Annotated in this window: 24 protein-coding genes; 18 read left to right on the top strand and 6 right to left on the bottom strand. The window is 69.0% G+C overall.

From position 1 onward, the window contains the following. Positions 1-75: 75 nt before the first annotated feature. Positions 76-1,602 (bottom strand): aldehyde dehydrogenase family protein, encoded by a 1,527-nt coding sequence (locus NH2_RS01645; protein ID WP_084505164.1) that lies wholly within the window; start codon positions 1,600-1,602, stop codon positions 76-78. A 312-nt stretch (positions 1,603-1,914) separates the two neighbouring features. On the opposite strand from NH2_RS01645, the gene NH2_RS01640 reads away from it, so the two are divergent. The 4 genes from NH2_RS01640 (at position 1,915) to NH2_RS01625 (ending at position 4,901) form a co-directional block, all read left to right on the top strand. Further along, complete coding sequence (locus NH2_RS01640) at positions 1,915-2,922, top strand: daunorubicin/doxorubicin resistance ABC transporter ATP-binding protein DrrA (RefSeq protein WP_067646974.1); 1,008 nt, start codon at positions 1,915-1,917, stop codon at positions 2,920-2,922. After that, a complete protein-coding gene (locus NH2_RS01635) occupies positions 2,919-3,716 on the top strand; it encodes an ABC transporter permease (protein ID WP_067646971.1) in 798 nt (265 codons plus the stop codon). Before NH2_RS01640 ends, NH2_RS01635 begins: the two co-directional genes overlap by 4 nt. Continuing rightward, the gene (locus NH2_RS01630; protein WP_067646969.1) at positions 3,713-4,567 is read left to right on the top strand and encodes an ABC transporter permease; all 855 of its coding nucleotides are present in this window, start codon (positions 3,713-3,715) and stop codon (positions 4,565-4,567) included. The genes NH2_RS01635 and NH2_RS01630 overlap by 4 nt, the downstream gene beginning before the upstream one ends. 115 nt (positions 4,568-4,682) lie before the next feature. Then, positions 4,683-4,901, top strand: coding sequence for a hypothetical protein (locus NH2_RS01625; protein WP_067646966.1), 219 nt, complete (start codon positions 4,683-4,685; stop codon positions 4,899-4,901). 4 nt (positions 4,902-4,905) lie between these two features. On the opposite strand, the gene NH2_RS01620 is transcribed toward NH2_RS01625, so the two are convergent. Further along, complete coding sequence (locus NH2_RS01620) at positions 4,906-6,081, bottom strand: lycopene cyclase family protein (protein WP_084505128.1); 1,176 nt, start codon at positions 6,079-6,081, stop codon at positions 4,906-4,908. A gap of 108 nt (positions 6,082-6,189) precedes the next feature. Beyond that, on the bottom strand, positions 6,190-6,666 hold the full coding sequence (locus tag NH2_RS01615) for a hotdog fold domain-containing protein (protein ID WP_067646961.1): 477 nt from the start codon (positions 6,664-6,666) through the stop codon (positions 6,190-6,192). Positions 6,667-7,079: 413 nt separating this feature from the next. Here NH2_RS01615 and rpsJ point away from each other — a divergent pair, with 413 nt between their 5' ends. The 13 genes from rpsJ (at position 7,080) to NH2_RS01550 (ending at position 15,635) form a co-directional block, all read left to right on the top strand. Next, positions 7,080-7,385, top strand: a complete 306-nt coding sequence (rpsJ, locus tag NH2_RS01610; RefSeq protein WP_003938093.1) for a 30S ribosomal protein S10 — start codon at positions 7,080-7,082, stop codon at positions 7,383-7,385. Between the two features lie 14 nt (positions 7,386-7,399). Beyond that, positions 7,400-8,065, top strand: a complete 666-nt coding sequence (gene rplC, locus NH2_RS01605) for a 50S ribosomal protein L3 (RefSeq protein WP_067646959.1) — start codon at positions 7,400-7,402, stop codon at positions 8,063-8,065. Then, positions 8,062-8,772, top strand: a complete 711-nt coding sequence (rplD, locus tag NH2_RS01600) for a 50S ribosomal protein L4 (RefSeq protein WP_067646956.1) — start codon at positions 8,062-8,064, stop codon at positions 8,770-8,772. The genes rplC and rplD overlap by 4 nt, the downstream gene beginning before the upstream one ends. After that, entirely contained in the window at positions 8,769-9,074 is a 306-nt protein-coding gene (gene rplW / locus NH2_RS01595; protein WP_040686547.1) for a 50S ribosomal protein L23, read from the top strand. Before rplD ends, rplW begins: the two co-directional genes overlap by 4 nt. A gap of 33 nt (positions 9,075-9,107) precedes the next feature. After that, positions 9,108-9,944 (top strand): 50S ribosomal protein L2, encoded by an 837-nt coding sequence (gene rplB, locus NH2_RS01590; RefSeq protein ID WP_067646953.1) that lies wholly within the window; start codon positions 9,108-9,110, stop codon positions 9,942-9,944. Between the two features lie 14 nt (positions 9,945-9,958). Continuing rightward, on the top strand, positions 9,959-10,240 hold the full coding sequence (rpsS, locus tag NH2_RS01585; protein ID WP_067646950.1) for a 30S ribosomal protein S19: 282 nt from the start codon (positions 9,959-9,961) through the stop codon (positions 10,238-10,240). Then, positions 10,237-10,638 carry a 50S ribosomal protein L22 gene (gene rplV / locus NH2_RS01580; RefSeq protein WP_067646944.1) on the top strand — a complete coding sequence of 134 codons (402 nt, stop codon included), beginning with the start codon at positions 10,237-10,239 and terminating at the stop codon, positions 10,636-10,638. Before rpsS ends, rplV begins: the two co-directional genes overlap by 4 nt. After that, on the top strand, positions 10,639-11,439 hold the full coding sequence (rpsC, locus tag NH2_RS01575; RefSeq protein WP_067646941.1) for a 30S ribosomal protein S3: 801 nt from the start codon (positions 10,639-10,641) through the stop codon (positions 11,437-11,439). It begins immediately after the preceding gene. Positions 11,440-11,442: 3 nt separating this feature from the next. Then, complete coding sequence (gene rplP / locus NH2_RS01570; protein WP_067646938.1) at positions 11,443-11,859, top strand: 50S ribosomal protein L16; 417 nt, start codon at positions 11,443-11,445, stop codon at positions 11,857-11,859. After that, positions 11,859-12,098, top strand: coding sequence for a 50S ribosomal protein L29 (gene rpmC, locus NH2_RS01565; RefSeq protein WP_014349060.1), 240 nt, complete (start codon positions 11,859-11,861; stop codon positions 12,096-12,098). Before rplP ends, rpmC begins: the two co-directional genes overlap by 1 nt. Beyond that, positions 12,095-12,370, top strand: coding sequence for a 30S ribosomal protein S17 (gene rpsQ, locus NH2_RS01560; protein WP_067646935.1), 276 nt, complete (start codon positions 12,095-12,097; stop codon positions 12,368-12,370). Before rpmC ends, rpsQ begins: the two co-directional genes overlap by 4 nt. 132 nt (positions 12,371-12,502) lie before the next feature. Then, on the top strand, positions 12,503-12,913 hold the full coding sequence (locus tag NH2_RS28515; protein WP_157103556.1) for a hypothetical protein: 411 nt from the start codon (positions 12,503-12,505) through the stop codon (positions 12,911-12,913). Beyond that, positions 12,903-15,635: a KGGVGR-motif variant AAA ATPase gene (locus tag NH2_RS01550; RefSeq protein ID WP_218021648.1), complete on the top strand. Its 2,733-nt coding sequence runs from the start codon at positions 12,903-12,905 to the stop codon at positions 15,633-15,635. The genes NH2_RS28515 and NH2_RS01550 overlap by 11 nt, the downstream gene beginning before the upstream one ends. Before the next feature lie 13 nt (positions 15,636-15,648). Here NH2_RS01550 and NH2_RS01545 read toward each other — a convergent pair whose 3' ends face one another. Beyond that, positions 15,649-17,640: a hypothetical protein gene (locus NH2_RS01545; protein WP_067646929.1), complete on the bottom strand. Its 1,992-nt coding sequence runs from the start codon at positions 17,638-17,640 to the stop codon at positions 15,649-15,651. Positions 17,641-17,876: 236 nt separating this feature from the next. On the opposite strand from NH2_RS01545, the gene NH2_RS01540 reads away from it, so the two are divergent. Continuing rightward, positions 17,877-19,829: a hypothetical protein gene (locus NH2_RS01540; RefSeq protein ID WP_157103555.1), complete on the top strand. Its 1,953-nt coding sequence runs from the start codon at positions 17,877-17,879 to the stop codon at positions 19,827-19,829. A gap of 337 nt (positions 19,830-20,166) precedes the next feature. On the opposite strand, the gene NH2_RS01535 is transcribed toward NH2_RS01540, so the two are convergent. Both NH2_RS01535 and NH2_RS01530 read right to left on the bottom strand, forming a co-directional pair. After that, a complete protein-coding gene (locus NH2_RS01535; protein ID WP_067646923.1) occupies positions 20,167-21,903 on the bottom strand; it encodes an ABC transporter ATP-binding protein in 1,737 nt (578 codons plus the stop codon). Next, positions 21,900-23,741 carry an ABC transporter ATP-binding protein gene (locus NH2_RS01530; RefSeq protein ID WP_067646920.1) on the bottom strand — a complete coding sequence of 614 codons (1,842 nt, stop codon included), beginning with the start codon at positions 23,739-23,741 and terminating at the stop codon, positions 21,900-21,902. Before NH2_RS01530 ends, NH2_RS01535 begins: the two co-directional genes overlap by 4 nt. Positions 23,742-23,782: the final 41 nt, after the last annotated feature.

The following is a 23,782-nucleotide window of genomic DNA, read 5'->3' as shown; positions in this document are numbered from 1 at the left end:
CGGAGCTGTCCCGCGGCCGGCTCCGCGGTCGTGCCCTCGGCCGAGCCGTGCGCTGCCGACCGCGGACGACGACCCTCAGCCCAGCCGCCCGTGCCGCAGCTCGAACATGACCCGGGCCGCGCGCAGGTGCCGCCGGTGCCGGTGGAAGGTCGAGAGGCTCACCTGGGCCCGGTAGCGCTTGCGCGCGATCGCCAGCGTCCGGCTGAACTCCTGCAACCCCTGCACCCCGTGGCTGTGCCCCTGCCCGTACTCGCCGACCCCGCCGAAGGGCAGCGCCGGAATCCCGGCGTAGGCCGAGGACGAGTTGATGGTCACCACCCCGACCCGCAGCTTCTCCGCGAAGGCGGCCACCTCGGCGACATCCCTGGTGAAGACCGAGACCGCGATCCCGTTGCTGGCGGCATTGATCCGCTCCGCCGCCTCGTCGATATCGGCCACCTTGTTCACGATGAGCACGGGCCCGATGCCCTCACCGGTGATCGCGATGCTCTCCTCCGGCACCTCGGTGAGCACGATCGGCTCGATATACGGCTCCCGGATCGAATCCAGCCCGCCGACCACCGCGCGCCCGCCCCTGGTCAGCGCGTCCCGCACCTGCTTGCGCACCACCTCGATCTGCGGTTCCAGGATCATCGGGCCGTAGGAGGCGCGCCGGTCGGCGCCGGGCCGCAGCGCGGCGGCCTGCTCGGCCACCAGGTCGAGGAAGCGCTCGTAGATCGAGGCGGGCACGTAGGCGCGCTGGATACCGGTGACGTTCTGCCCGGCATTGGACATGGCCCCGAAGACCGCGGCCTGCGCCGCGTCCCGGAGCCGGGCGTCCACGTGCACCACCATCGAGCCCTTGCCGCTGCGCTCGACCACCACCGGGGTGCGCGAGCGCGAGCACTCGGCGATCACCGGGCGGGCGTCCCGCTCCGACCCGGCGTACGCGATCTTGTCCACCGCGGCACGGCAGAGCGCGATGCCGGTGCGGTCGTCGCCGGTGACCGCCTGCAGCACCGGCTGATCCGGCTCTATCTCGGCCCAGCTCGCGGCCAGCCAGACCCCGACGCCGGTGGTCAGCTCATGCGGTTTGAACACCACCGCGTTGCCCGCCGCCATGGCGTAGGCGATCGACCCCATCGGGGTGAAGACCGGGTTGTTCCAGGCCCCGAGCACCCCGATCACGCCGAGCGGCAGGTACCCCACCGAGGCATGCTGATTGCGGCTCAGCCAGGTGGAGCGCAGGTTCCGGCGGCCGAGCGCCCGCGCGGCATGGCGCGCCGCCCAGTCCAGGTTCTGCACCGCGAGCATGACCTCGATGGCGGCATCGGCCTCCGGCTTGCCGGTCTCGGCGCTGAGCAGCTCGACCAGCTCGCCCGCGCGCCGCGCGATCAGCCGCTTCCAGGCCAGCAGGATCCGTCTCCGGGCGGCGAAGGTCATTCCCGCCCACCACTTCTCGGCGCGTTTCGCGGCGCGCACCGCGTGCTCGACATCCCGTGCGCCCATGATCGCGTAGTCGCCGACGGTCTCGCCGGTACGCGGATCGCGGATGGTCACGGTGTTCGGTCGGTCCGGTCCTCCCCGGAGCGCCGCCACTGTCGGCTGCGCGGACTCAACCATGGTCACCCTTTCGAGATCGGTGTGCCCACCCTGCTACCGGCGAAATTCCGGCCCCCCGAACAGCAGGGTAGGCGGGTGATGCAATGGCGGACAAGGACGTCCGATCCACCGCGGCGAAGGGCACCGACGTGACCGGCATCGCAACGCCGCCCTGTGATGAATACCACAGTTGAATGGTGCGCGATTGGGTACGGGCCGACTGCGCGCCACCGGGAAATGCGGCCGGTAACATCGCGCCCGACGCGGAGGATCAAAAAGCCCGGGACAGTTCGTCCGTGCCGCCCGCCGCACCCGCCCGATAGTGGAGAGTTGATGCCGAGTCCGAACGTAGTGGAGGCGCCCGTGCGCGAAACGACTTCCCGGGAGGTCCGCGAGGCCGCGGTCTCGGTGACCGACGTCCGGAAGTCCTTCGGCGACGTCCACGCCCTCCAGGGCATCGGCTTCCAGGCCGAACGCGGCAAGGTGCTCGGCATTCTCGGCCCGAACGGCGCGGGCAAGACCACCACCGTCAAGATCCTGGCCACCCTGCTGCGCCCGGACTCCGGCACCGCCGTCGTCGCCGGGCACGACGTGCTGCGCGACCCGGCGGGCGTGCGCCGGTCGATCATGATGACCGGCCAGTACGCCGCGCTGGACGAGAACCTCTCCGGCCGGGAGAACCTGGAGCTCTTCGGCAGGCTCATGGGGCTGACAAAATCCGCCGCTCGCAGGCGCGCGGACAGCCTGCTGGAGGAGTTCGACCTGGTGAGCGCGGGCCGCCGCGCCGTGCGGAACTACTCCGGCGGCATGCGCAGGCGCGTCGACATCGCCTGCGGCCTGGTGGTCCGCCCCGAGGTGGTGTTCCTGGACGAGCCGACCACCGGCCTCGACCCGCGCAGCCGCCAGGGCGTCTGGGAGCTGGTGACCGCGCTCAAGGAGCAGGGCATCACGGTGCTGCTGACCACGCAGTACCTGGAGGAGGCCGACGTCCTCAGCGACAACATCATCGTCATCGACCACGGCACCGTGATCGCCGAGGGCACCGCCGACCAGCTCAAGGAGCGCACCGGCGGCAGCTGGTGCGAGATCGTCCCGCTCGACCCCAAGCGCCTGGACTTCGCCGTCGCCGCGCTCGGCGACCTGGTGCCCGAGGCCGTCCGCGCCGACCTGCCCGGCCACGACCGGCTCTCCATCCCGGCCCCCGGCGGTGCGAGCACGCTGGCCGAGGCGGTGCGCAGGCTGGACGCCGCCGGGATCCAGCTCGCCGATATCGCGCTGCGCCGCCCCTCGCTGGACGATGTCTTCCTGAGCATCACCGGCCACTCCGGCGGGCAGCGGTGACCGCAACCGCCGAGCTCTTCGCGGAGCTGCCCGAGGCGAAGCCGAACTCGTTCGCGCAGTGGCGGGCGCTCACCGGCCGGGTGATCTGGGTGATGGCCACCAAGGGCGAGCTGATCGTCGCCATGCTCACCCCGCTCGTCTTCACGCTCGGCTTCTACCTGCCGCTGCGCTACGTGATGAAGTTCCAGGGCATCGACTACGCGCAGTTCGTCATGCCCATCATCGTGCTGCAGACCATGGCCTTCACCATGATGTCCAATGCCCAGCTCGCCGCCTTCGAGGCGCTCACCGGGCTGAGCACCAGGCTGCAGAGCATGCCGATCGGCGCGCTGGTGCCGCTCACCTCGCGGATCTGCGCCGGTGTGGTGCGCTCCAGCTGCTCGCTGGCGGCGGCGCTGGTCTTCGGGCACCTGATCGGGTTCCGGTTCAGCGCGGGCTGGGGGCAGGCGGCGCTGTTCTGCGTCTTCTCGCTCGGCGTCGGCACCATGCTCGCCATCGGCGCCGACGCGCTCGGCAGCGTGACCAAGAGCCCGGAGTCGCTGAGCCAGGCGCTCACCCTGCCCACCATCATCTTCGGCATGCTCTCCTGCGGCTTCGTGCCGGAGGCGAGCTTCCCCGCGTGGATCCGGCCCTTCGTGCGCAACCAGCCGATCTCGCAGTTCTCCTTCGCGTTGCGCGACATGGCGGCGGACGGCGTTACCTGGCAGGTGCTCTGGGTCCCGCTGGTATGGCTGATCAGCGGACTCCTGGTGTTCACCCCGCTGGCGATCTGGGCGAGTGTGAGGCGGGCATGAGTACGGTCGAGACGGTCGAGCGGGAGATCACCTGGCACGGCAGCCCGCTGCCGGAGACCAGCCCCGCCGCGGAGAACTCGCTGCGCAGCTGGGCCGCGCACAGCCTGCTGCAGTGCAAGCGGCTGCTGCTGGTCTGGGCCAGGGACCCGGGCACCACCATCCAGACCCTGGTCTACCCGGCGCTCACCCTGCTCATGTTCAAGGTGGTGCTCGGTGACTCCATCACCAGCGCCACCGGCATGCCGAGCATCTACGGCCAGGTCGCCCTGCTCACCCTGATCGCGGCCATGACCGGCTCGGTGGTGAGCGCGCTCGGCTTCAAGGCGGAGAAGGCCACCGGGCTGCTCGGCCGGTTCTGGACCATGCCGGTGCACCGCGCCGCCGGGCTCACCGGCCGCATGCTCGCCGAGGCGCTGCGGGTCCTGGTGACCACGCTCTTCGTCATCCTGGTCGGGTTCACCCTCGGCTTCCGCTTCGACCAGGGCCCGCTCGCCGCGCTCGGGCTGATCGGCATTCCGGTGCTCTTCGGCATGGGCTTCGCGGTGCTGGTGACCGCGCTGGCCACGATCTCCGAGGGCGTCATGCTGGTGAACATCATCGGCATCATGAACACCCTGCTGATGTTCTTCAACTCCGGCTTCGTCCCGGTCTTCGCCTACCCCACCTGGCTGCAGAGCACGGTACAGAACCAGCCCATGAGCTGTGCCATCGAGGCCATGCGCGGCCTCTCCTACGGCGGGCCGGTGGCCGAGCCGCTGCTCAAGACGGTGCTCTGGACCGTCGCCCTGATCGCCGTCTTCGCCTACCCGGCGGTGCGGGGGTATCAGCGGGCGGCCGAGACCGGGCGCTGACCGTGCGGCGGCGGGCCGCGCTCGCCCGTCTTCGGCACGGTGCCGGCCGCCGGATCGCGGGCTGTGGGGCGAGCTGCGGGAGCGCCACGTTGACCTGGCCGCGGGGCGCACCGCGGTGTCGCTGGTTTTCACCGTGACGGATCAGGAACTGCTCGACTATTACGCCCGCCTCGCGGGTTACGCGGGAAAACCCGGTGGCTCGGGCACCGCATGGCAGAGCTGGTTGATGCTGATGTCGACCCACCTCGAAGAAGCTGTCTACGCGGCCGCGAAGCCGGGGGCGTCGACCTCGATCGTCATCGGAGCGACGGGCTTCGGCCCTGCTGCGAGATAGACGTTCAGTCCTCCCGGGCTCGCGCGGGACTATCGAACTCGTAATCGAGCCAGCGGTTCCGATTGGTCCACCCCACCAGGTCGTAACGCCAGCGGAACGGCCAGGTGTGCGCGACGGTGTCGAAGAGGACGGCGCCGAGGGCCATGTAGTCGTCGTGGGCGGAGAGCAAAGCCTGCTGCCCCCGCTCGCCCTGCGTGAAGAACGACTCGAACATGGCGATCGACTGGTCGGTGGTCAACCGGCCAAGCCCCCAGAGCCCGCGCTCGCGCATCCAGTAGACGAGCCGGGCCCGCCACGGCCAGAGCGCGGCGACCGGGTCGGCCCCGCGCCGCACCGCCTCGATGGCGGTGTCCACGAGCGCGAGCGAATCGGCCACGCTGTACCCGGTACAGGGGTGCATCATCCCGCCCCGCGATCCGAAGGGAACCGCCTGCGCCGCGCCGCGTTTCGGCGGCGGCTGGTCCAGCGGGTAGTGCGCCGCCTCGCTCGGCTCCTCCCCGGTGAGCCGAATCCCGTGCGCGGCCAGCCGATTCAGGGTCCGGCGACGCAGCTCGTGCTGCGGCATCCCGCCGCGCAGCCCGAGACTGGTCTCCTCGAAGATCACCGTGCCGTCGCCGAGCGGGACGGCGTAGAGGAAGGACGGCGGTTCGTCCGGCCCCGCCCCGTTCTCCGGTCGCCAGTCCAGTAGCAGCCCCTCGCCCTCGGCCACCATGGGCGCCGCCGTCTCGGCGTCCACGAAGATGCCGTGCGCGCTGGCCGCCCTGCGCCTCCCGAGCGCGGGCAGCCCGCGGCTGTCGAACACCGTGCCCGCCCGAACCACCGTGCCGTCGCCCAGCGTCACCTCGTGTGCGGACACGGAAACCGCCCGCCCCGCCAGCACCGTCGCTCCGTCCAGCGGCAGCGCGTCCCGCAGCCCCGGCTTGGAGAGCACGCAGTACGGCCGCTGGATCCGGTGCTCGGCCGCGGCCCACACCGTCGGCGCCGCGATCCGGGACGCGATCACGCCCGGCGGCAGCCACTCCGGCAGCTCGTCGATCCAGCAGGAGTAGGTCGGCGGCCACAGCCGCTCCGGCCGCGGGTCGACCGCCACCACCCGGAACCCCGCCGCCACCGCGCGGTGCGCGAGCGCCCGGCCGGTCGGCCCGAGCCCGACCACGCAGATGTCGACCCCGCTGTCCATACCTCGCATTCAACCCGGCGCGGCACGACCCGGCCAATATGGGCTCGGTCATCGTGTCCCATGGATCTGCCGCCTGGTCGCCCCGTACGCGGGCGCCGCCGTCGCGGGCTACCGCGGCGTCACCCACGTCGTGATGTCGGCGTGCACCACCTCGACCCCGTTCGCGTCGTAGATCGAGACCGGCACCACGACCTCCGCGCCCTCGGTGATCGCCGCGAAATCCGGCATCGAGGCCAGCTCGGCGACGGCCCGCAGCCCGGTCTCCGCCTTGGCCAGGTACTCGACCGTCATCGCCTTGGGAATCCAGCGGTGCGTGGTCGGCACCGTCGCCTCGCTCAGCATCCCCATCGCCACCTCGGCCAGGTTGCAGGCCGCGATGGCGTGGAAGGTGCCGATGTGGTTCCTGATCCCGAACCACTTGGGCGAGGTCACCTCGCACACCCCCGGCTCCAGCCGCACCACCGTCGGCAGCACGGTGCCGAAGTACGGCACCCGCGCCACCATCCCCAGCGAGAACAGCGCGTGCCCGATGCGATTGTCCGGGAGCTTCTTCCACCCGCGGTAGGTGGCGGTCAGGTTGGTCATGCGCGGTATCTTACTCAATAGTAAGTTCAGGCGCGACGGGGCGATTTGAAGTCGCTCCCACCCCTCGTGCATACTGTTCGGGTTGCCTTGCACCGATCCGTGCCCTCGTGGCGCCCCGGGTGAGGCGAGCAGAACCTCGTGCATCCCATCGGGAGACCGGTGTGGGTGCGTCCGGGACGTCGTTCCGAGGCCGCGATGAGCTTTCGATCCGGGGCCGAAGAATGAGCGGAATGGCGACACGCCCGACCGCGTGGACCGGAGAACCATGACAGATGAACAGCGGCGAGTGACCGGGAAGTGTCCGGTCGTGGTCTCTCTGAGGCGTCTTCGTGTGTTCGGGCTGTGCAAATCGAGGTGGAGCGGAAGCCCAGCTTCTGTGGCCACGAAGGAAAGCGGAGAAAAGGACACTTAGCGTGGCGGGACAAAAGATCCGCATCAGGCTGAAGGCCTATGACCACGAGGCGATCGACGCGTCCGCGCGCAAGATCGTCGAGACGGTGACCCGCACCGGGGCCCGCGTGGTCGGCCCGGTGCCGTTGCCGACCGAGAAGAACGTGTACTGCGTCATTCGTTCGCCGCACAAGTACAAGGACTCGCGCGAGCACTTCGAGATGCGTACGCACAAGCGTCTGATCGACATCCTCGACCCGACGCCGAAGACGGTCGACGCGCTCATGCGCATCGACCTGCCGGCCAGCGTCGACGTCAATATCCAGTGACGGGGACCGCAGACATGACTGACAACAAGAACCGGCCCGCCGCGGGCATCCTCGGCACCAAGCTCGGCATGACGCAGGTCTTCGACGAGCGGAACCGCGTCGTCCCGGTGACCGTCGTCAAGGCGGGCCCGAACGTCGTGACCCAGATCCGCACGGTCGAGCGCGACGGCTACAGCGCCGTCCAGGTCGCCTTCGGCGCCATCGACCCGCGCAAGGTGAACAAGCCGACCTCCGGCCAGTTCGCGAAGGCCGGGGTCACCCCGCGCCGCCACGTCGTGGAGATCCGCGTCGCCGATGCCTCCACCTTCGAGGTGGGCCAGGAGATCAGCGCCGAGGTCTTCGAAGAGGGCAGCTTCGTCGACGTCACCGGCACCAGCAAGGGCAAGGGCTTCGCCGGCACCATGAAGCGGCACGGCTTCGCCGGTCAGGGCGCCTCGCACGGCGCCCAGGCGGTGCACCGGCGCCCCGGCTCGATCGGTGGCTGCGCCACCCCGGGCCGCGTCTTCAAGGGCATGCGGATGTCGGGCCGGATGGGCAACGACCGCGTGACCACCCAGAACCTCTCGGTGCACAAGGTGGACGCGGAGAACGGCCTGCTGCTGATCAAGGGCGCGATCCCGGGTCGCAAGGGCGGCGTCGTGATCGTCAAGAGTGCCGTGAAGGGTGGTGCGCACGCATGAGCGTGGACACTGAGAAGAAGCCCGCCGCGAACCTCACGCTGGACGTGAAGGAGCTCGGCGGCAAGACCAACGGGACCGTGGATCTCCCCGCCGAGATCTTCGACGTCCCCGCCAACATCGCGCTGATGCACCAGGTGGTGAACGCCCAGCTCGCGGCGGCCCGCCAGGGCACGCACGCCACCAAGACCCGCGGCGAGGTCCGCGGCGGTGGCAAGAAGCCGTACCGGCAGAAGGGCACCGGCCGCGCCCGTCAGGGCTCGACCCGCGCGCCGCAGTTCGCCGGCGGCGGCGTGGTGCACGGCCCGCAGCCGCGCGACTACAGCCAGCGCACCCCGAAGAAGATGAAGGCCGCCGCCCTGCGCAGCGCCCTCTCCGACCGGGCGCGCAACGAGCGCATCCACGTGATCACCGAGCTGGTGTCCGGGCAGGCCCCGTCCACCAAGACCGCGAAGACCTTCCTCGCCGAGCTCTCGGAGCGGAAGAAGTTCCTGGTCGTCGTCGGTCGCGAGGACGTCGCCGCGTGGAAGAGCGTGGCGAACCTGCAGAACGTGCTGCCGATCGCCCCCGACCAGCTGAACACCTACGACGTGCTGAACAGCGACGACGTGGTGTTCTCGGTCGAGGCACTCAACGCCTTCGTGCACGGTCCGACGGAGTCGGCCCAGAATACTCAGCCCGGCTCTGTCGCGAAGGAGGAGAGCAAGTGACCACCATCGCCGACCCCCGCGACATCCTGCTGGCGCCGGTCATCTCGGAGAAGTCCTACGGCCTGATCGAAGAGGGCACCTACACCTTCATCGTGCACCCGGACTCCAACAAGACGCAGATCAAGATCGCGGTCGAGAAGGTCTTCGGCGTCAAGGTGACGAGCGTCAACACCGCCAACCGTCAGGGCAAGCGCAAGCGGACCCGCTTCGGTTACGGCAAGCGCAAGGACACCAAGCGTGCGCTCGTGACCATCTCGGCCGACAGCAAGCCCATCGAGATCTTCGGAGGCCCGGTCGCGTAAGCGGGCGGGAATCCAGAAAGCAGAGAAGAACTCATGGCTATTCGCAAGTACAAGCCGACCACCCCGGGTCGCCGCGGCTCCTCGGTCTCGGATTTCGCCGAGATCACCCGCTCGACCCCGGAGAAGTCGCTGCTGCGCCCGCTGTCCAAGAGCGGTGGCCGCAACGCGCACGGCCGGATCACCACCCGGCACCGCGGCGGCGGCCACAAGCGCGCCTACCGCGTGATCGATTTCCGTCGCCTCGACAAGGACGGCATCCCCGCCAAGGTCGCGCACATCGAGTACGACCCGAACCGGACCGCCAATATCGCCCTCCTGCACTACCGGGACGGCGAGAAGCGCTACATCATCGCCCCCAAGGGCATCGCGCAGGGCAGCCCGATCGAGTCCGGCCCGACCGCCGACATCAAGCCGGGCAACAACCTGCCGCTGCGCAGCATCCCGACCGGTACCACGATCCACGCGGTCGAGCTCCGTCCGGGCGGCGGCGCCAAGCTGGCCCGCGCGGCCGGTATGAGCATCCAGCTGCTTGGTAAGGAAGGCGCCTACGCCGTCCTGCGTATGCCGTCGGGCGAGATCCGCCGCGTCGACGTGCGCTGCCGCGCCACCATCGGCGAGGTCGGCAATGCCGAGCAGTCGAACATCAACTGGGGCAAGGCGGGCCGCATGCGCTGGAAGGGCCGCAGGCCCACGGTGCGCGGTGTCGTCATGAACCCGGTCGACCACCCGCACGGCGGTGGTGAGGGCAAGACCTCCGGTGGCCGCCACCCGGTCTCGCCGTGGGGTCAGCCGGAAGGCCGCACCCGCAAGCCGAACCGCCCGAGCGACAAGCTCATCGTCCGTCGCCGTCGCACCGGCAAGAAGCGCTAAGGAGGAGGTAAGAAATGCCACGCAGCCTCAAGAAGGGCCCGTTCGTCGACGACCACCTCCAGAACAAGGTGGACGTGCAGAACGACAAGGGCACGAAGCAGGTCATCAAGACCTGGTCGCGTCGCTCCACCATCACCCCCGATTTCATCGGCCACACCTTCGCCGTCCACGACGGCCGCAAGCACGTGCCGGTGTTCGTGTCCGAGAACATGGTCGGGCACAAACTGGGTGAGTTCGCGCCGACCAGGACGTTCAGGAGCCACGTCAAGGACGACCGGAAGAGCAAGCGGCGATGAGCACTGAGACGCAGACCCCGACGATCGCTCGGGCGACCGCGAAGTTCGTGCGGGTGACCCCGATGAAGGCGCGCCGCGTCGTGGACCTGGTCCGCGGCAAGCGGGTCGAGGACGCACTGGCGATCCTGAAGTTCGCGCCGCAGGCCGCGAGCGAGCCGGTGGCCAAGGTCGTGGCGAGCGCCGCGGCGAACGCCGAGAACAACCTCGGCCTCAACCCCGCGACGCTGGTCATCTCCACGGCCTACGTCGACGAGGGTGCCACGCTGAAGCGTTTCCAGCCGCGGGCCCAGGGCCGCGCGTTCCGGATCCGCAAGCGCACGAGCCACATCACCATCGAGGTCGAGAGCGTGCCCACCACCGGCGCCACTCGTAGCCGCCGGAAGGGAGGGGCCAAGTAAATGGGACAGAAAATCAACCCCCATGGCTTCCGTCTCGGTATCACCACCGACTGGAAGTCCCGCTGGTACGCCGACAAGCAGTACTCGGATTACGTCAAGGAAGACGTCGCGATCCGCAAGCTGCTGGCGACCGGCATGGAGCGCGCGGGCATCTCGAAGGTCGAGATCGAGCGCACCCGTGACCGCGTCCGGGTGGACATCCACACCGCGCGTCCGGGCATCGTGATCGGCCGCCGCGGCGCCGAGGCCGACCGCATCCGCGCCGCGCTGGAGAAGCTCACCAAGAAGCAGGTGCAGCTGAACATCCTCGAGGTCAAGAACCCCGAATCGGATGCCCAGCTCGTCGCCCAGGGCGTGGCCGAGCAGCTCTCCAACCGCGTGGCGTTCCGGCGCGCGATGCGCAAGGCCATCCAGTCGGCCATGCGTTCGCCGAACGTCAAGGGCATCCGCGTGCAGTGCTCGGGCCGCCTCGGTGGCGCCGAGATGTCGCGCTCGGAGTTCTACCGCGAGGGGCGGGTGCCGCTGCACACGCTGCGCGCCGACATCGATTACGGCCTCTACGAGGCCAAGACCACCTTCGGTCGCATCGGTGTGAAGGTGTGGATCTACAAGGGCGACATCGTCGGTGGCAAGCGCGAGCTCTCGGCCGCCGCTGCCGCGCCGGAGCGTCCGCGTCGCGAGCGGCCCAGCCGCCCGCGCCGGTCCGGGTCCGCAGGCACCACCGCGACCAGCACCGAGGCCGGACGTGCCGCGACCGCTACGGCGGTCGCCGACGCTCCGGCGGAAACTCAGGAGGGCTGACGCATGCTGATGCCTCGCAAGGTCAAGTTCCGCAAGCAGCACCACCCGGGCCGCAGCGGAATGTCGAAGGGCGGCAACGCCGTGACCTTCGGTGACTTCGGCATCCAGGCGCTCGAGCCGGCCTACGTCACCAACCGGCAGATCGAGTCGGCGCGTATCGCGATGACCCGCCACATCAAGCGTGGCGGCAAGATCTGGATCAACATCTACCCGGATCGCCCGCTCACCAAGAAGCCCGCCGAGACCCGCATGGGCTCCGGCAAGGGCTCGCCCGAGTGGTGGGTCGCGAACGTCAAGCCCGGCCGCGTGATGTTCGAAATGAGTTTCCCCAACGAGGAGATCGCACGCGAGGCCCTGCGCCGCGCGATGCACAAGCTCCCCATGAAGTGCAGGATCGTGACCAGGGAGGAGCAGTTCTGATGGCTACCGGAACACCGGCCGCAGAGCTCCGCGAGCTCACCGAGGACGAGCTCGTCGCCCGCCTGCGTGAGTCGAAGGAAGAGCTGTTCAACCTGCGCTTCCAGATGGCGACGGGTCAGCTGGACAACAACCGCCGCCTGCGCGTCGTCCGTCACGAGATCGCGCGCATCTACACGGTCATGCGTGAGCGCGAGCTCGGTCTGGCCACCGGACCCGCTGGCAAGGGAGATGCGGCATGAGCGACGAAGTGACGAAGGAAGAGCGCAACTCGCGCAAGGTCCGGACGGGGTACGTCGTCTCGGACAAGATGAACAAGACGATCGTGGTCGAGCTCGAGGATCGCGCGCGGCACCCGCTGTACGGCAAGATCATTCGCACCACCTCCAAGGTGAAGGCGCATGACGAGAACGAGACCGCCGGTGTCGGCGATCGCGTGCAGCTGATGGAGACCCGTCCGCTGTCCGCTACCAAGCGGTGGCGTCTGGTCGAGGTGCTGGAGCGAGCCAAGTAGGTCGCTTCGCACGGTTGCAGAAAGGGCCGCTTCCTTCGGGAAGCGGCCCTTTCGTTCATCTGCGTCTCGATTCATCGTCCGCAATGAAATCCGTTGTCGGACAACATCTCCGATTTCTGAAAGAATGGAGGGATGGTACTGGCGGTGGGGGGTAAAGCGCTACGGCAACGGCGTGTGGAACTGGCCGGCGCCGCTGATTCGGCCGAGCTGGACGGCGCCACAGTCAATATGCTGTTGTTCTACGCGGCCGAGTGTGGCCTCAAGGCTCGGGTGTTGGCTCGTTCCGGACACCGGGACACTTCGGCGCTCGCGCCGACGCATGATCTCCGCAAACTGGCGAAGGAACTGCGATTGCCGCGCTCGGTCGGCGTCGAGAGCGTGCAGAGTTGCCGACGTCGAGGTTCTGACGCCGGTAGCAATATCCACCTCCAAGATCTGCACCAAGCATGGCGCTATGGTGTCAAGGTTCATGCCGATGATGAATCAGCTGCACGAGCCGTACTGCAGGAGCTGATCGGATGGTGCGAGAAGGATGAGCGGTAGCGACATGGGCATGGCATCGGCGGTCTCCGGAGCCGCGCCGACTCCTCCGAAGCGGCTGTTCACCTGGGTTGATGTAGACGAGCACCTGGTGGTGCTGGCCTCGGCCGGGCGCTGGCCGGACTGGCTGACAGCGGCGGACTGCTGGTGGGATGGTCTGGAACTGACTACATCGCGTGTGGTTGCCGATCAGGAAATCCTCGACTGGCTGAATACTTCGTTCGGGCCGAGATCGGCCGAGGTGCGGGAGGGCGCCGTTCACTTGCGCCTGGATGATCCACGGTCGGCGGACTTCGTCGGCCTTCCGGTCGCAGCGCGCATCGACGAGTTGGACGCACCACCCGCGCGGCGGGTGCCTGCGCTCCGCGAGAAGGCCATCACCGCACAGTTGTCGAAGCCGCTCGATCGGCCGACTGCCGGCTTCTCGGGTGAGGTGCAGTTGATCGCATTTCATTCGTTCAAGGGGGGAGTGGGCCGAACCGTTCATGCGGCCGCGACAGCCGACACGCTGGCTCGTCGAGGCCACCATGTCTTGCTCGTCGATGCCGACCTGGAAGCTCCTGGCATCACCTGGATGTACCGCAGTCAGGGCGGGCAATTCGACTTCTGCTACGAAGACTTACTGACCCTGTTGCATGCCACGGAAAACGGCGACAGCTCGTCCGTGGTGGAGATCGGCGCTGCATATCTTCCCAATCAACAGGTCGGGCGCTATCCGGATTCGGGCCGGATATCGGTTCTCCCCACTGGTAGGCGACGTACTCTCGGCCCACCCCGAATAGAGCCGGCTGATCTGCTGACAGCTCCGCGGTCGCCCTACTTCCTCACCGAGTCGATTGCGGCGCTGGCGGCCGGGATCGGTGCCGACATCGCGATAGTGGACCTCAGGGCCGGTGCGTCCGAATTGTCTGCGCCTGTTCTGCTCGATCCGCGCGTGCAACGCATCTTCGTCACCTCTCTGAGCGATCAGTCGCTGGTCGGGACCAAGACGCTGATCGAGCAGCTCCTACACCGATCACCGACTGTGCTCGGCGAGGATCCGCCGAGCACTGTGATCGTCACGCAGTACCGACCCGATGTGCACAGCGCGCTGGTCGATACCGTCTGCAATGATCTGGCGGAACTCCTCGCCGGAACAATCGACACGCCTTCGGAGGGCGATTCCGAAGAATCAGTCGATCGTGGCGTGCTGTCCCATCCCGTCCTGAGTCCGTTTCGGGAAGAACTGCTGGCGCTGCCGTCCACGTGGGACGGTGTCATCAAGGTCCTGGAATCGTGCCGGATCTCGAGCGCTCTCGATTTCCTGTCCTCGACGTTGCCGTCACCTCGATCGGCGCCTCCAACAGCAACCGGCAACGATGTCGATCCCAGTGTGCTTCGTCGGCGCTTGCAGGAAACCGCTCAGTCTTTGATCTATGCGGAGAAGCGCGCGATGGCCTCCGCCAGTGGCTTCCTTGTTACCGATCCACTCAGCCGATTGCTGAGCGATCACCGAACCGAGCCGCCGGTTGTGCTCGTGGTCGGGGCGAAAGGCGCCGGTAAGACCTTCCTCTACGCGAAAGCGTGCGCGGCCAGGACGTGGCGCAACTTCGCAGCCGAGTCTGGTATCGGCGATGTGCACTTGGACGCGTCGATCGTTCCGGTTCTCGAATCCGACAACCTCATCCCAGGCGCGATCGCGACCCAGGACCTGCGCGACGAATTCGCTGCGCGGCTCGGTCATGAAAGCTCGGCGACGACAAGAGACATCAAGGATCACCTGCGACGGGCACTGAATACCCTCGGTACCGATGAACTGGCCTGGCGAACGGTGTGGCTGGAAAGTCTCGCAATGGCGGCCGGTGTGCGTCCCAAAGGTGGTGATCCGGAGCAGCTGCTGACCGAATTGGCGAACCGTGCAAACGTCGTTTTCGTCATCGACGGGCTGGAAGACCTCCTGCAGTCGATGGGGTCGGAAGTCAATCAAACGGCGCTCCGGGTGCTGCTCGTCGACGTGGTGGGCTGGTTGCGAGCGCTTCGAGGCCGGCCTTTGGGACTTGTGGTTTTCGTCCGGCAGGATCTGGTGAGCAGAGCGGTTCGGCAGAACAGCGGACAGTTGCTCTCCCGTTATGAGTCGTATGCGCTGCGGTGGGACAAAGAAGAGGCACTTCGTCTCGCGCTGTGGGTGACGCAGCACGCCGACGCCCTACGTGGCACCGACATTGTTTCCGAGATCGGCGACTTGTCCTACGACGAGTTGGTCAGTGCTCTGATCCCGGTCTGGGGTTGGAAAATGGGCACCGAGAAGTCCAAGGAGGCCCGGTCGCATCTGTGGGTACCTGCCGCTCTGGGCGACTTCAACGATCAAGTCCAAGCCAGGGATGTCGTAGTCTTCCTGTCCGAGGCTGCCAAGGAATCGGTTTCGTATCAGGGCTGGGAAGATCGGCTGCTCGTGCCGAGTGCCATGCGAAAAGCGCTGCTCGAGTGCAGCACGCTGAAAATCGAGGCGATCGGCCAGGAGAACCAGGAGGTCGGCGACCTGCTGAGCAAAATGCAGCGGCAGAACCAGGGCGTCACTGTACCGCTGAGCCGAGAGGAGATCGGACTCTCTTTCGAGGAAGCCAGCTTCCTGGTGGAATCCGGCGTCTTCGCGCGCGACAAGGAAGGACGCTACTGGGTAGCCGAAATCTACCGGCACGGGCTCGGTTTCGGCAGCGCCCGTCGGGCGCGCGTCCTCTGGCGGTAAGCCGCGACCTGTGTCAGCTGGTCATGGCGTAGGAGCGGCTCAGCTTGTGCGCCGCCTGCATGGCCTGGTCGACGACCGAGCGGGGGAGGCCCATCTCGGCGCCGATGCTGGCGGCGGAGCGGGAGCGGTCGGCCATCTCCAGGATCTCGGCGAGCTGTTCGACGGGGACCTTGGACCAGCCGCGGGCGACGATGGTCTTCGCGGCTGCCCAGGCGCCTGCCTCGTCGGATTCGATGACGGGGTCGTGGTCGGGGAGGGCTGGTTCGGGTTCGTTGGTGGTTCGGGCGGAGGTCAGCTCCCTCGGCTCCGGCGCGGTCGGGGCCCGGGTGGGTTCGGGTTCCGCTGCTGCTTCGGCGGGGGCGTCGGCGAAGGGCAGCGTTTCCTGCTTCGGCGGCTCGGTGGCGGTGACGGCGCGGAGATGGGCGCGAGGGGTCGTCTGCGGGTGCTGATCGACATCGGTTCGGGGCGCGGTCGGGTGGGTGATCGGCTGCTCCCGGGGAGCGGCTTCCTGCTCGCGGCCGTCGTCGGCCGCGGACGGCTCGTCTCCGGCGGCGACCTGCCCGGTCTCATTCGAATGAACGAGCTGGGAATCGGCTGCCTCGGCAAAGAGGGCATTGTCGACACGCAGATCGTGCTGTAGGTCTTCGGCTACGGAATGCGCCGACCCGTTCCGATTCGGGCGCGCGGCAGACGGCTGCGGTGCGGTATCGACCTCGGATCGCGCCTCCGGCGCGGGGGAGCGCGGGGGCGCCGACGGCCGGTCGCCCTCGGCGGAATTCTGCGGCTGCACTTGATCGGGTTGTGGGAGCTCGCCAGGCGTCTCCGCACTGGCGGGCGCGCCGGTGGGACTGTTCTTCGCGGCCGGCCGGGGAGCGACGGGCCGGTCCGCGGCATCCGCGGGCTCGGCGTCGGTGTGCGCGGCGGGCGGCTGCTCGGCGTCGCCTACCTCCGGTTCGGCGGCCGTGGTCGTCCGCGCTGCTGGGGAGGCGGATGCGTAGTCCTCGGCGTCGATTCGCGGCGGTGCTGCCATCTCGGTCGGGGCAGTTTCCTGCCGGTCGTGCTGCGGAGTCGCCGTGGGCGCAGCGGAATCGCGCACGGAGCGCGTGGATTCGATCCCCATTCGCTCGAACTCGTCGTGCGCCCGAGCCACCAGCTCGGCGACATCCACCTCCGCCCGCGGCGCCGCATACCGCTCGGTGAAGGCCCTGGTGCGGGCAACGGGCGCCGCGACCATCGAATCGATCGGCAGATCCACCGAGGCATCGTCGATGAGCTGCGCGTACCGCGCGGCGACCCAGGAGTGCAACCAGATCACGACACCGACCATGATCGGCGCGATCGCGAACTCAGCGGCCTTGCCGAGCTCACCGGAGGCAAGGTGCGGTCCGGCGTTCAGCCCGATCGTGGTGCCGAGCAGCGCGAGCTCGACCAGGATCACCCGCCCGCGCGGCAGCTCGCGCCCCCAGCGGGCGGCGGTGGTCGCGGCGATCATGATGACAATGATCGGTATGGAGATCATCGCCTCGATGCCGTAGCTCAACCAGTACAGCGGATCGGACATGTCCCCGCTCGGCACCAGATTGCGCTGCACGTTCACCCCCGCCCACACCATGCCGAGCACGACAACGCCGATCAGTGCCCTGGACGACCACTCCGCCCTGCGGTACAGCTGCGCGATCCTGGCATCCTGCGAGGCGACCCGTCTGCGCGCGGCGAGCGCCTTGCGATGCCAGCGCGCATCCGAATCCTCGGTGCGGCGCAGCGCGGCCTCGGCGCGGCGGTCCCGCTTCTCGGCGTCGAGCTCGTCCTGCATGGCTCGCCGCCGCTGGCCGCGCCGCTGCGCCCTGATCCACTCCGCCAGCTCCCGCTCCGCCGCGACTTCACCGTCGGACAGCACCTCGAGCAGGGCATTGTCGTGCTGCAGCGGCAGCTTGCCGCGTGCCGTCGCCACCCGGTGGGCGAGGGCGGCGATCTCGGCGTGCCCGGTCGGATTGTCGTCGCGCATCGCGAGCCTTCCCGGACCAGGGCTCGGGGGAAGCAGCCGCCGATCCGATGGTTCGAACGTATGTGTGATCGCGATGAGGCTAATCTCCGGTTGCCCGCGGGTCAATACGGCGCGCCCCGATCGGCACCGTGCGGTGCCGGCCGTGCGATCATGGCGGCGATGCGAACCTGGTACGAACTCGAGGACATTGCGGAGTTCGAGGCGGCCGAGAACCTGCTTATCCGACGCTTATCGACGTGGGCTGCCGGCCGCGGCCGGACGATCGACCCCTTCGCGTCTCCGCTGCCCTGAACTTCCGGCACGCGAGCGTCGATGGTCGGCTCGGATTCTGGACCGCGGCGCTGGTGCGGGAGTTTCTGCTCACCCACGCCCCGCGTGCCCTGTCGATCGACGCACGGGACGCGGCGGTATTGCCCGATTCGCTGCGGGTGCTGATCGACTACCTGCACGAGACCGGACTGGCGGATCCGGGCGGCGACCCGCGATCCGACATCGACGCGGCCATCACCGAATCGCTGCCCGAGTTCGCCTCGGCGATGGCGGATCCGCGCAACTTCGGATTGGCGAAGTACTGGGCGATGACGGCGATATCGAATGGTGTCGACGCCGGTGACGCAGGCGCCATGAACGACTTCATCGAGCAGGTGCAAGCCGGTCGGGTCGAGTACGACCCCGAGCTTCTCACCCATATCTCCACCCGGCACGCGATCGATGGCGGCGGTGGGCAGCAGCGAGCCGTCGCCCAGCTGCCGGTGCTGCTCCCGGACGAGGCGGCACTCGCGCTCGCCGCCGAGCGCTCGCCGATCGTCGTTCAGCTGCGCGCACTGGCCGAGTGGGTCGGTGACGGCCGGGCGCTCACCGCGACCGGAAATCTGCGGCTCGCCGACGCCCGAACCCTGGTGCGGTTACTGGACACCGGCGACGACGTCGACCCTGTGGTGGGCGATCAGGTGTTCCGCACCAGGAGCAGTGCGGATCTGCCCCGCCTCACCCGGCTGCTCGAGTTGGCGAAGAAAATTCGCGTGCTCAGGGTGGTCAAGGGCAAGCTGGTTCGGGTGGCGAAGGCGGCGCCGCTGCTTCGCGACGCTTCGGCGTTGTGGACGGCGGCGTTCGACGTGTGGCCGGAGCTCGACCTGCTCTCTGTCACGCACGGATGGGCTTTCGCGCACACCCGGATGCTCGACGAAATCCTCGATGAGCTACTGCCCGACCTGCTGAACACGCTGTACGGGCTGCCCACCGCGATGCCCGTGGTGCACCTGACCGAGGGCGCGTGGGCGGCGTGCACCGAGATCTTCGTGCTGGACGATCCGCGCACGAGCGAGCAACTGCGGGTGGGAGTCATCACGGATGTGCGGCGGCTGCTCGATGAGCTGGCCGAGCTCGGCGCCGTCTCGTTCACCCGCGGCCGGCCGGATCCGATGTTCCACGCTGACCTGGAGCAAGCCGATGACGCGCCATCGCTACCGCCGGAGAGCCTGGCGCGCCTTCGTGCGGCGGTGGCACCCGGAGTCGACTCGGTGGAGCTGGTGGCGCTGACGCCGCTGGCGACCCGGGCGGTCATGGCCGGCCTGCGCCGCGACGGCCGGTACGCGCCGCTCGTCGGCGAGCTGGCCGATGCCGAACCCGCACAACTGCTCGGAATGCTCGCCGAGCACTACAGCGCGGAGACCGCGGAAGTGGAGATCGCGGGCTGGCTGGCCGCGCACGGCGGCTCGTCCGCCGGAACCGAACTGCTCCTGGACGGCGTGCGCGACTGCCCGTTCCGCGGCCGGGCCGCCGCGATGCTCGAGGTGCTGGCCGATTCTGTGCCCGACCGGTCCGCGTTCCTGAACGGACTACGCGGTGATCGATGGCTCGGCCCGCTCGCCGTGCAATTGCTGCTCGCCGCCGACGAGATCACGCATGCCGAACTCTCGGACGAGGAGGGGGTGCGCGGGATGGCCGAGCAGTTCATCCAGGTGCTGGAGGGGCATGGTCCGGAAGCGGCCGCGGGCTCGTTGGCCGAGCTGCCGGCGGGGCAGGCGCGTGAGATCGCCGCCGCGCTGCGCGACTCCGGCCATCCCGATCAGGTTGGGCTGGGCGAGTTGGATGCGGCATTCGCACCGCTGCTCGTTCCGCGCCGGGGCGTGTCCCGGAACCGCTCGCGGACAGGCCGCGGCGGGGGTGCTCGACCGAAGCGTCGCTGACATCCTTCCCGACGCGCGTGGGGATGAGGCCCGCGTGTGCGGTAGGCGTCTCCGTCGACTCGATCCCGTCGCCAGCCGCACGCGCGCCGCCTCGGCGTTTCGGGCGCCTGCGGTTCGACCACGGTAAGCCGGTGCTCGCCGGGACGCGAGCGGACGGAACGTGCGCGGTCTGGCGTGGCGGTCGGGAATTGGGCCGGAAGAAGGAGCGCACGAGCCGTCCCCGTCGAGGATTTGCCATCGGCCGAGGGGACCACTGGAACTTCGCCGTGCCGGTTGGCGGCGTCGAGCTCGGTGCCGTCGGCAGGGCCGCAGACCGCGATCTGCCTGGCCGCCACCCTCAAACCCCCGCCCGCTCCAACCTCCACCCACTCGCCCGCGACCGCTCGTGCCAGAATGCCGCATACCGCCCACCCAGCTCCAAAAGCTCACTGTGCGTGCCTCGCTCGACAATCGCCCCACCCTCGACGAACAGAATCTGATCCGCGTGCGCGATGGTCGCCAGCCGATGCGCGACCACGATCACCGTCTTCCCCTGCGTCAACTCGTGCACCCCCCGCACCACGACCGCCTCGCTGTGCGGATCCAGCGCACTGGTCGCCTCGTCCAGCAGCACGATCGGTGCCTCCTTCAAGAGTGCCCGCGCGATCGAAACCCGCTGTCGCTCACCGCCGGAGAGCGAGGCGCCGCCTTCGCCGACCCGGGTGTCCCATCCGTCCGGCAGCCGGTTGGCGATCTCGTCCACGCGTGCGGCCGCGCCCACCCGGCGCACCTCCTCGTCGGTGGCGTCCGGCCTGCCGATGCGAATGTTCTCGGTGACCGAGCGGTCGAAGAGGTAGACGGTCTGGAAGACGAGCGCGAGCTGGTCGAAGAGCACCTGCGACGGCTGTTCCCGTACGTCGTGGCCGCCGACGAGTACCCGCCCGGCGTTCACGTCGTGGTAGCGGGCGGCGAGCCGGAGCAGGGTGGTCTTGCCGGAGCCGCTCGGGCCGACAATGGCGGTGGTGCTGCCCGCCGGCACGGTGAAGGAGACCCCGGAGAGCACCGGTGAGCCATCGTCATAGCCGAAGGTGACGTCCTCGAAGCGCACCTCGGGCGCACCGGGGGTGACGGCGGCGGTGGCCTCCGGCAGAACCGGCTCGGCGAGCAGCTCGGTGACCCGGTCGAGGGAGTTGCGGGCGGTGCGCAGGCCATTGCCGATCTGCGCGGCCTGGGTGAGCGGCTCGACGAACCGCGCGCTCACCGCGATCAGCGCGATGGCGACGGCCGCGGACACGGAACCGCCGGTGACCTGGGTGATCACCACGTAGACGAGGACCAGGAACACCGCCTGGACGAAGAGCTCGAACACGATGAGGCCGGGCACCGAGGTGAATACGGTCCGCGTGGTCTCCGAACGCTGCCGGTGCAGCGCGCCGTCCAGCGCCCTGTTCCCGCTGCCGATCGCGCCGAACGCCCGCAGCACCGGCTGCGCCTGCGCGAACTCGACCACCCGCGAATCGGCCTCGGCCGCTGCCGCGTGCACCCGCTTCTCCGAGGAGGAGTACGCCCGGTTGGCCAGCACGTTCACCCCGTAGAGCACCGGCGCGGCCACCAGCATGGTGAGCGAGATCCGCCAGTCCACGAAGAGCATGCCGATGGCGACGGTGACCGGCACGATCACCGCGGTCAGCACCTTGGCGACCAGGTAGGCGAGTGCGCGCTGCACCTCGAGCACGTTCTCGGTGGCGAGCCGCGCGATCGGGCCGGCGCCGTGCGTCTCGAACCAGCCGAGCGGCAGCGCGTTGAGGTGGTCGCCGACGCGCAGTTGCAGGTCGCGCTGCATGCCGAGCGCGATGCGGAGCGCGAGGGTGGTCTGCAGGTAGCTGAAGACGGCCATCACCGCGACCGCGACCACCATGGCGACGGTCCAGGCCCAGGCCCGGTCCAGCCGGTTCTCGAAGAGTGCTTCGAGCACGGGGACCAGCAGCAGGTAGCCGATGCCCTGCGCGATCGCCTGCGCGACGATCACCGCGAGCAGGATGGGCAGCCTGCCCCGGAACCGCTCCGGCACCAGCGCGAGCACCTTGGCGATCATCGGGCCTCCTCGCTTTCCGCCAGCGCGACCGCGCCGAGCGCGGCCTCGTTGATCTCCCAGAGTCGTTGGTAGGTGCCGCCCGCGGTGCGCAGCGTGTCGTGCGTGCCCTGCTCGACCAGGGTGCCGTTCTCCAGCACCAGGATCCGGTCGACGCCGGTGAGGGTGTGCAGCCGGTGCGCGATCACCAGCACGGTGCGGCCGGCGACCAGCACCGCGAGCGCGTCCTGCACCGCCGCCTCGGACTCCGGGTCGGCGAAGGCGGTGGCCTCGTCCAGGACCAGGACCGGGGTATCGGCGAGCAGTGCCCTGGCGATGGAGAGGCGCTGGGCCTCGCCGCCGGAGAGGGTGGCGTCGACGCCGATTTCGGAGTCGTAGCCACGCGGGAGGGCGGTGATGCGGTCGTGGATGCGGGCGGCGCGGGCGGCTGACTCCAGTGCCGCTCGATCGGCGTCCGGCTTGGCCAGCGTGAGGTTGTCGCGGATGCTGCCGCGGATCAGCCGGACGTCCTGCAGCACGAAACCGACGGTGCGGTACAGCTCCTCGGTGCCGTAGTCGCGGATGTCCTTGCCGCCGATGGTGATCCGGCCGCCGGTGACGTCGTAGAACCGGGGGAGCAGCTTGGCCAGGGTGGACTTGCCCGATCCGCTCGGCCCGACCAGTGCGGTGATGGTGCCGGGCACCAGCTCCAGCTCGACCCCGCGCAGCACCGGGTGGCCCTCCCGGTAGCCGAAGGTGACGTCCTCGAAGCGCACCAGCCCGCGATCGATCACGTCGGGAACCTCGTCCCCGGAGCCGGCCGCGAGCTCCGGCGTCTGCTGCAACTCGTGCAGCCGCACGGCCGCCGCGCCGCCCTCGCGCAGCGCCTGCCCGCCGTATCCGAGCCCCATGAGCGAGCTACCCAGCCCCAGCCCGACCAGCAGGAACGGCAGCACATCGAGCGGGGCCAGCCACTCCAGCCCGACCCCGGCCAGCCCGGCCACCACGATCACCACCATGACGAAGACGGGCGCGATCACCACATCGGTCACCGACTGCGGGCGGATCTGCGGCGTTTTGAGCCGGTCCAGCGCCGCCACCTGCTGCTCGATCGCGTCCCGGTAGGCGCTGTGCGCGCGGCCCGCCTGCCCGAAGGTGCGCACCACCTGGATGCCGTCGACGAACTCGATCGTCGCCTCCTGCACCGCGCGGGAGGTGCGGGTGTAGACGGCGAGCCGGTCGCGGCCGGACTGGTCCATCATGCGGCTGAGCCCGATGAAGTAGATGACCAGCGGAATCAGCAGCACCAGGGTGAGCCGCCAGTCGACGGTGAACAGGTAGCCGAGCGCCACCAGCGGCGCGACCACCGCGCCGACGAACTCCAGCCGGGCGTGCGCGATCAGGTAGTGCAGCGCCTCGACATCGTCCTGCAGGTACTTCTTGACCTCGCCGGAGCTGCGATCGGAGAACCAGCCGAGCGGCACCCGGCTCAATTTGGCGGCGAGCGCGCGCCGCACGGTGAGCTGGAAATTGGCATCGACCAGGTGCGACCAGGTGAGCGCGGCGGCCTGCAGCAGGCCGCGGGCGACGAGCACCGCGACGGCGATCCAGACCAGCCGCCAGACCCGGTCGGTGTCGGTCTGCGCCGCGAGCAGCTCCCGGCAGGCCTCGACGATGAGGATGAACGGCACCACCGTGCCCAGCGCGGCGATCGCCACCACCAGGCTCGCGAGGGTCAGCGTGGTGTGCACCGGCGCGAGGATCTCGCGGCGAGCCCGCGCCTCCCGCTGCTTGCGTTCCTTCAGCACCGCCTTCGGTGGCCGGTTCCCCGGATCCGCCGTCGGCGCGGTCTGCACCGTCATTCGCCTCGCCTCTCGCCCGTGGTCACGCAGCGGGAGCTCCC

This window comes from Nocardia harenae NBRC 108248, from assembly GCF_001612885.1.
In the GTDB taxonomy this organism is placed as follows: Bacteria; Actinomycetota; Actinomycetes; order Mycobacteriales; family Mycobacteriaceae; genus Nocardia; species Nocardia harenae.
Note: the sequence above shows the minus strand (reverse complement) of the source record. Positions and strands in the feature narration are given on the sequence as shown.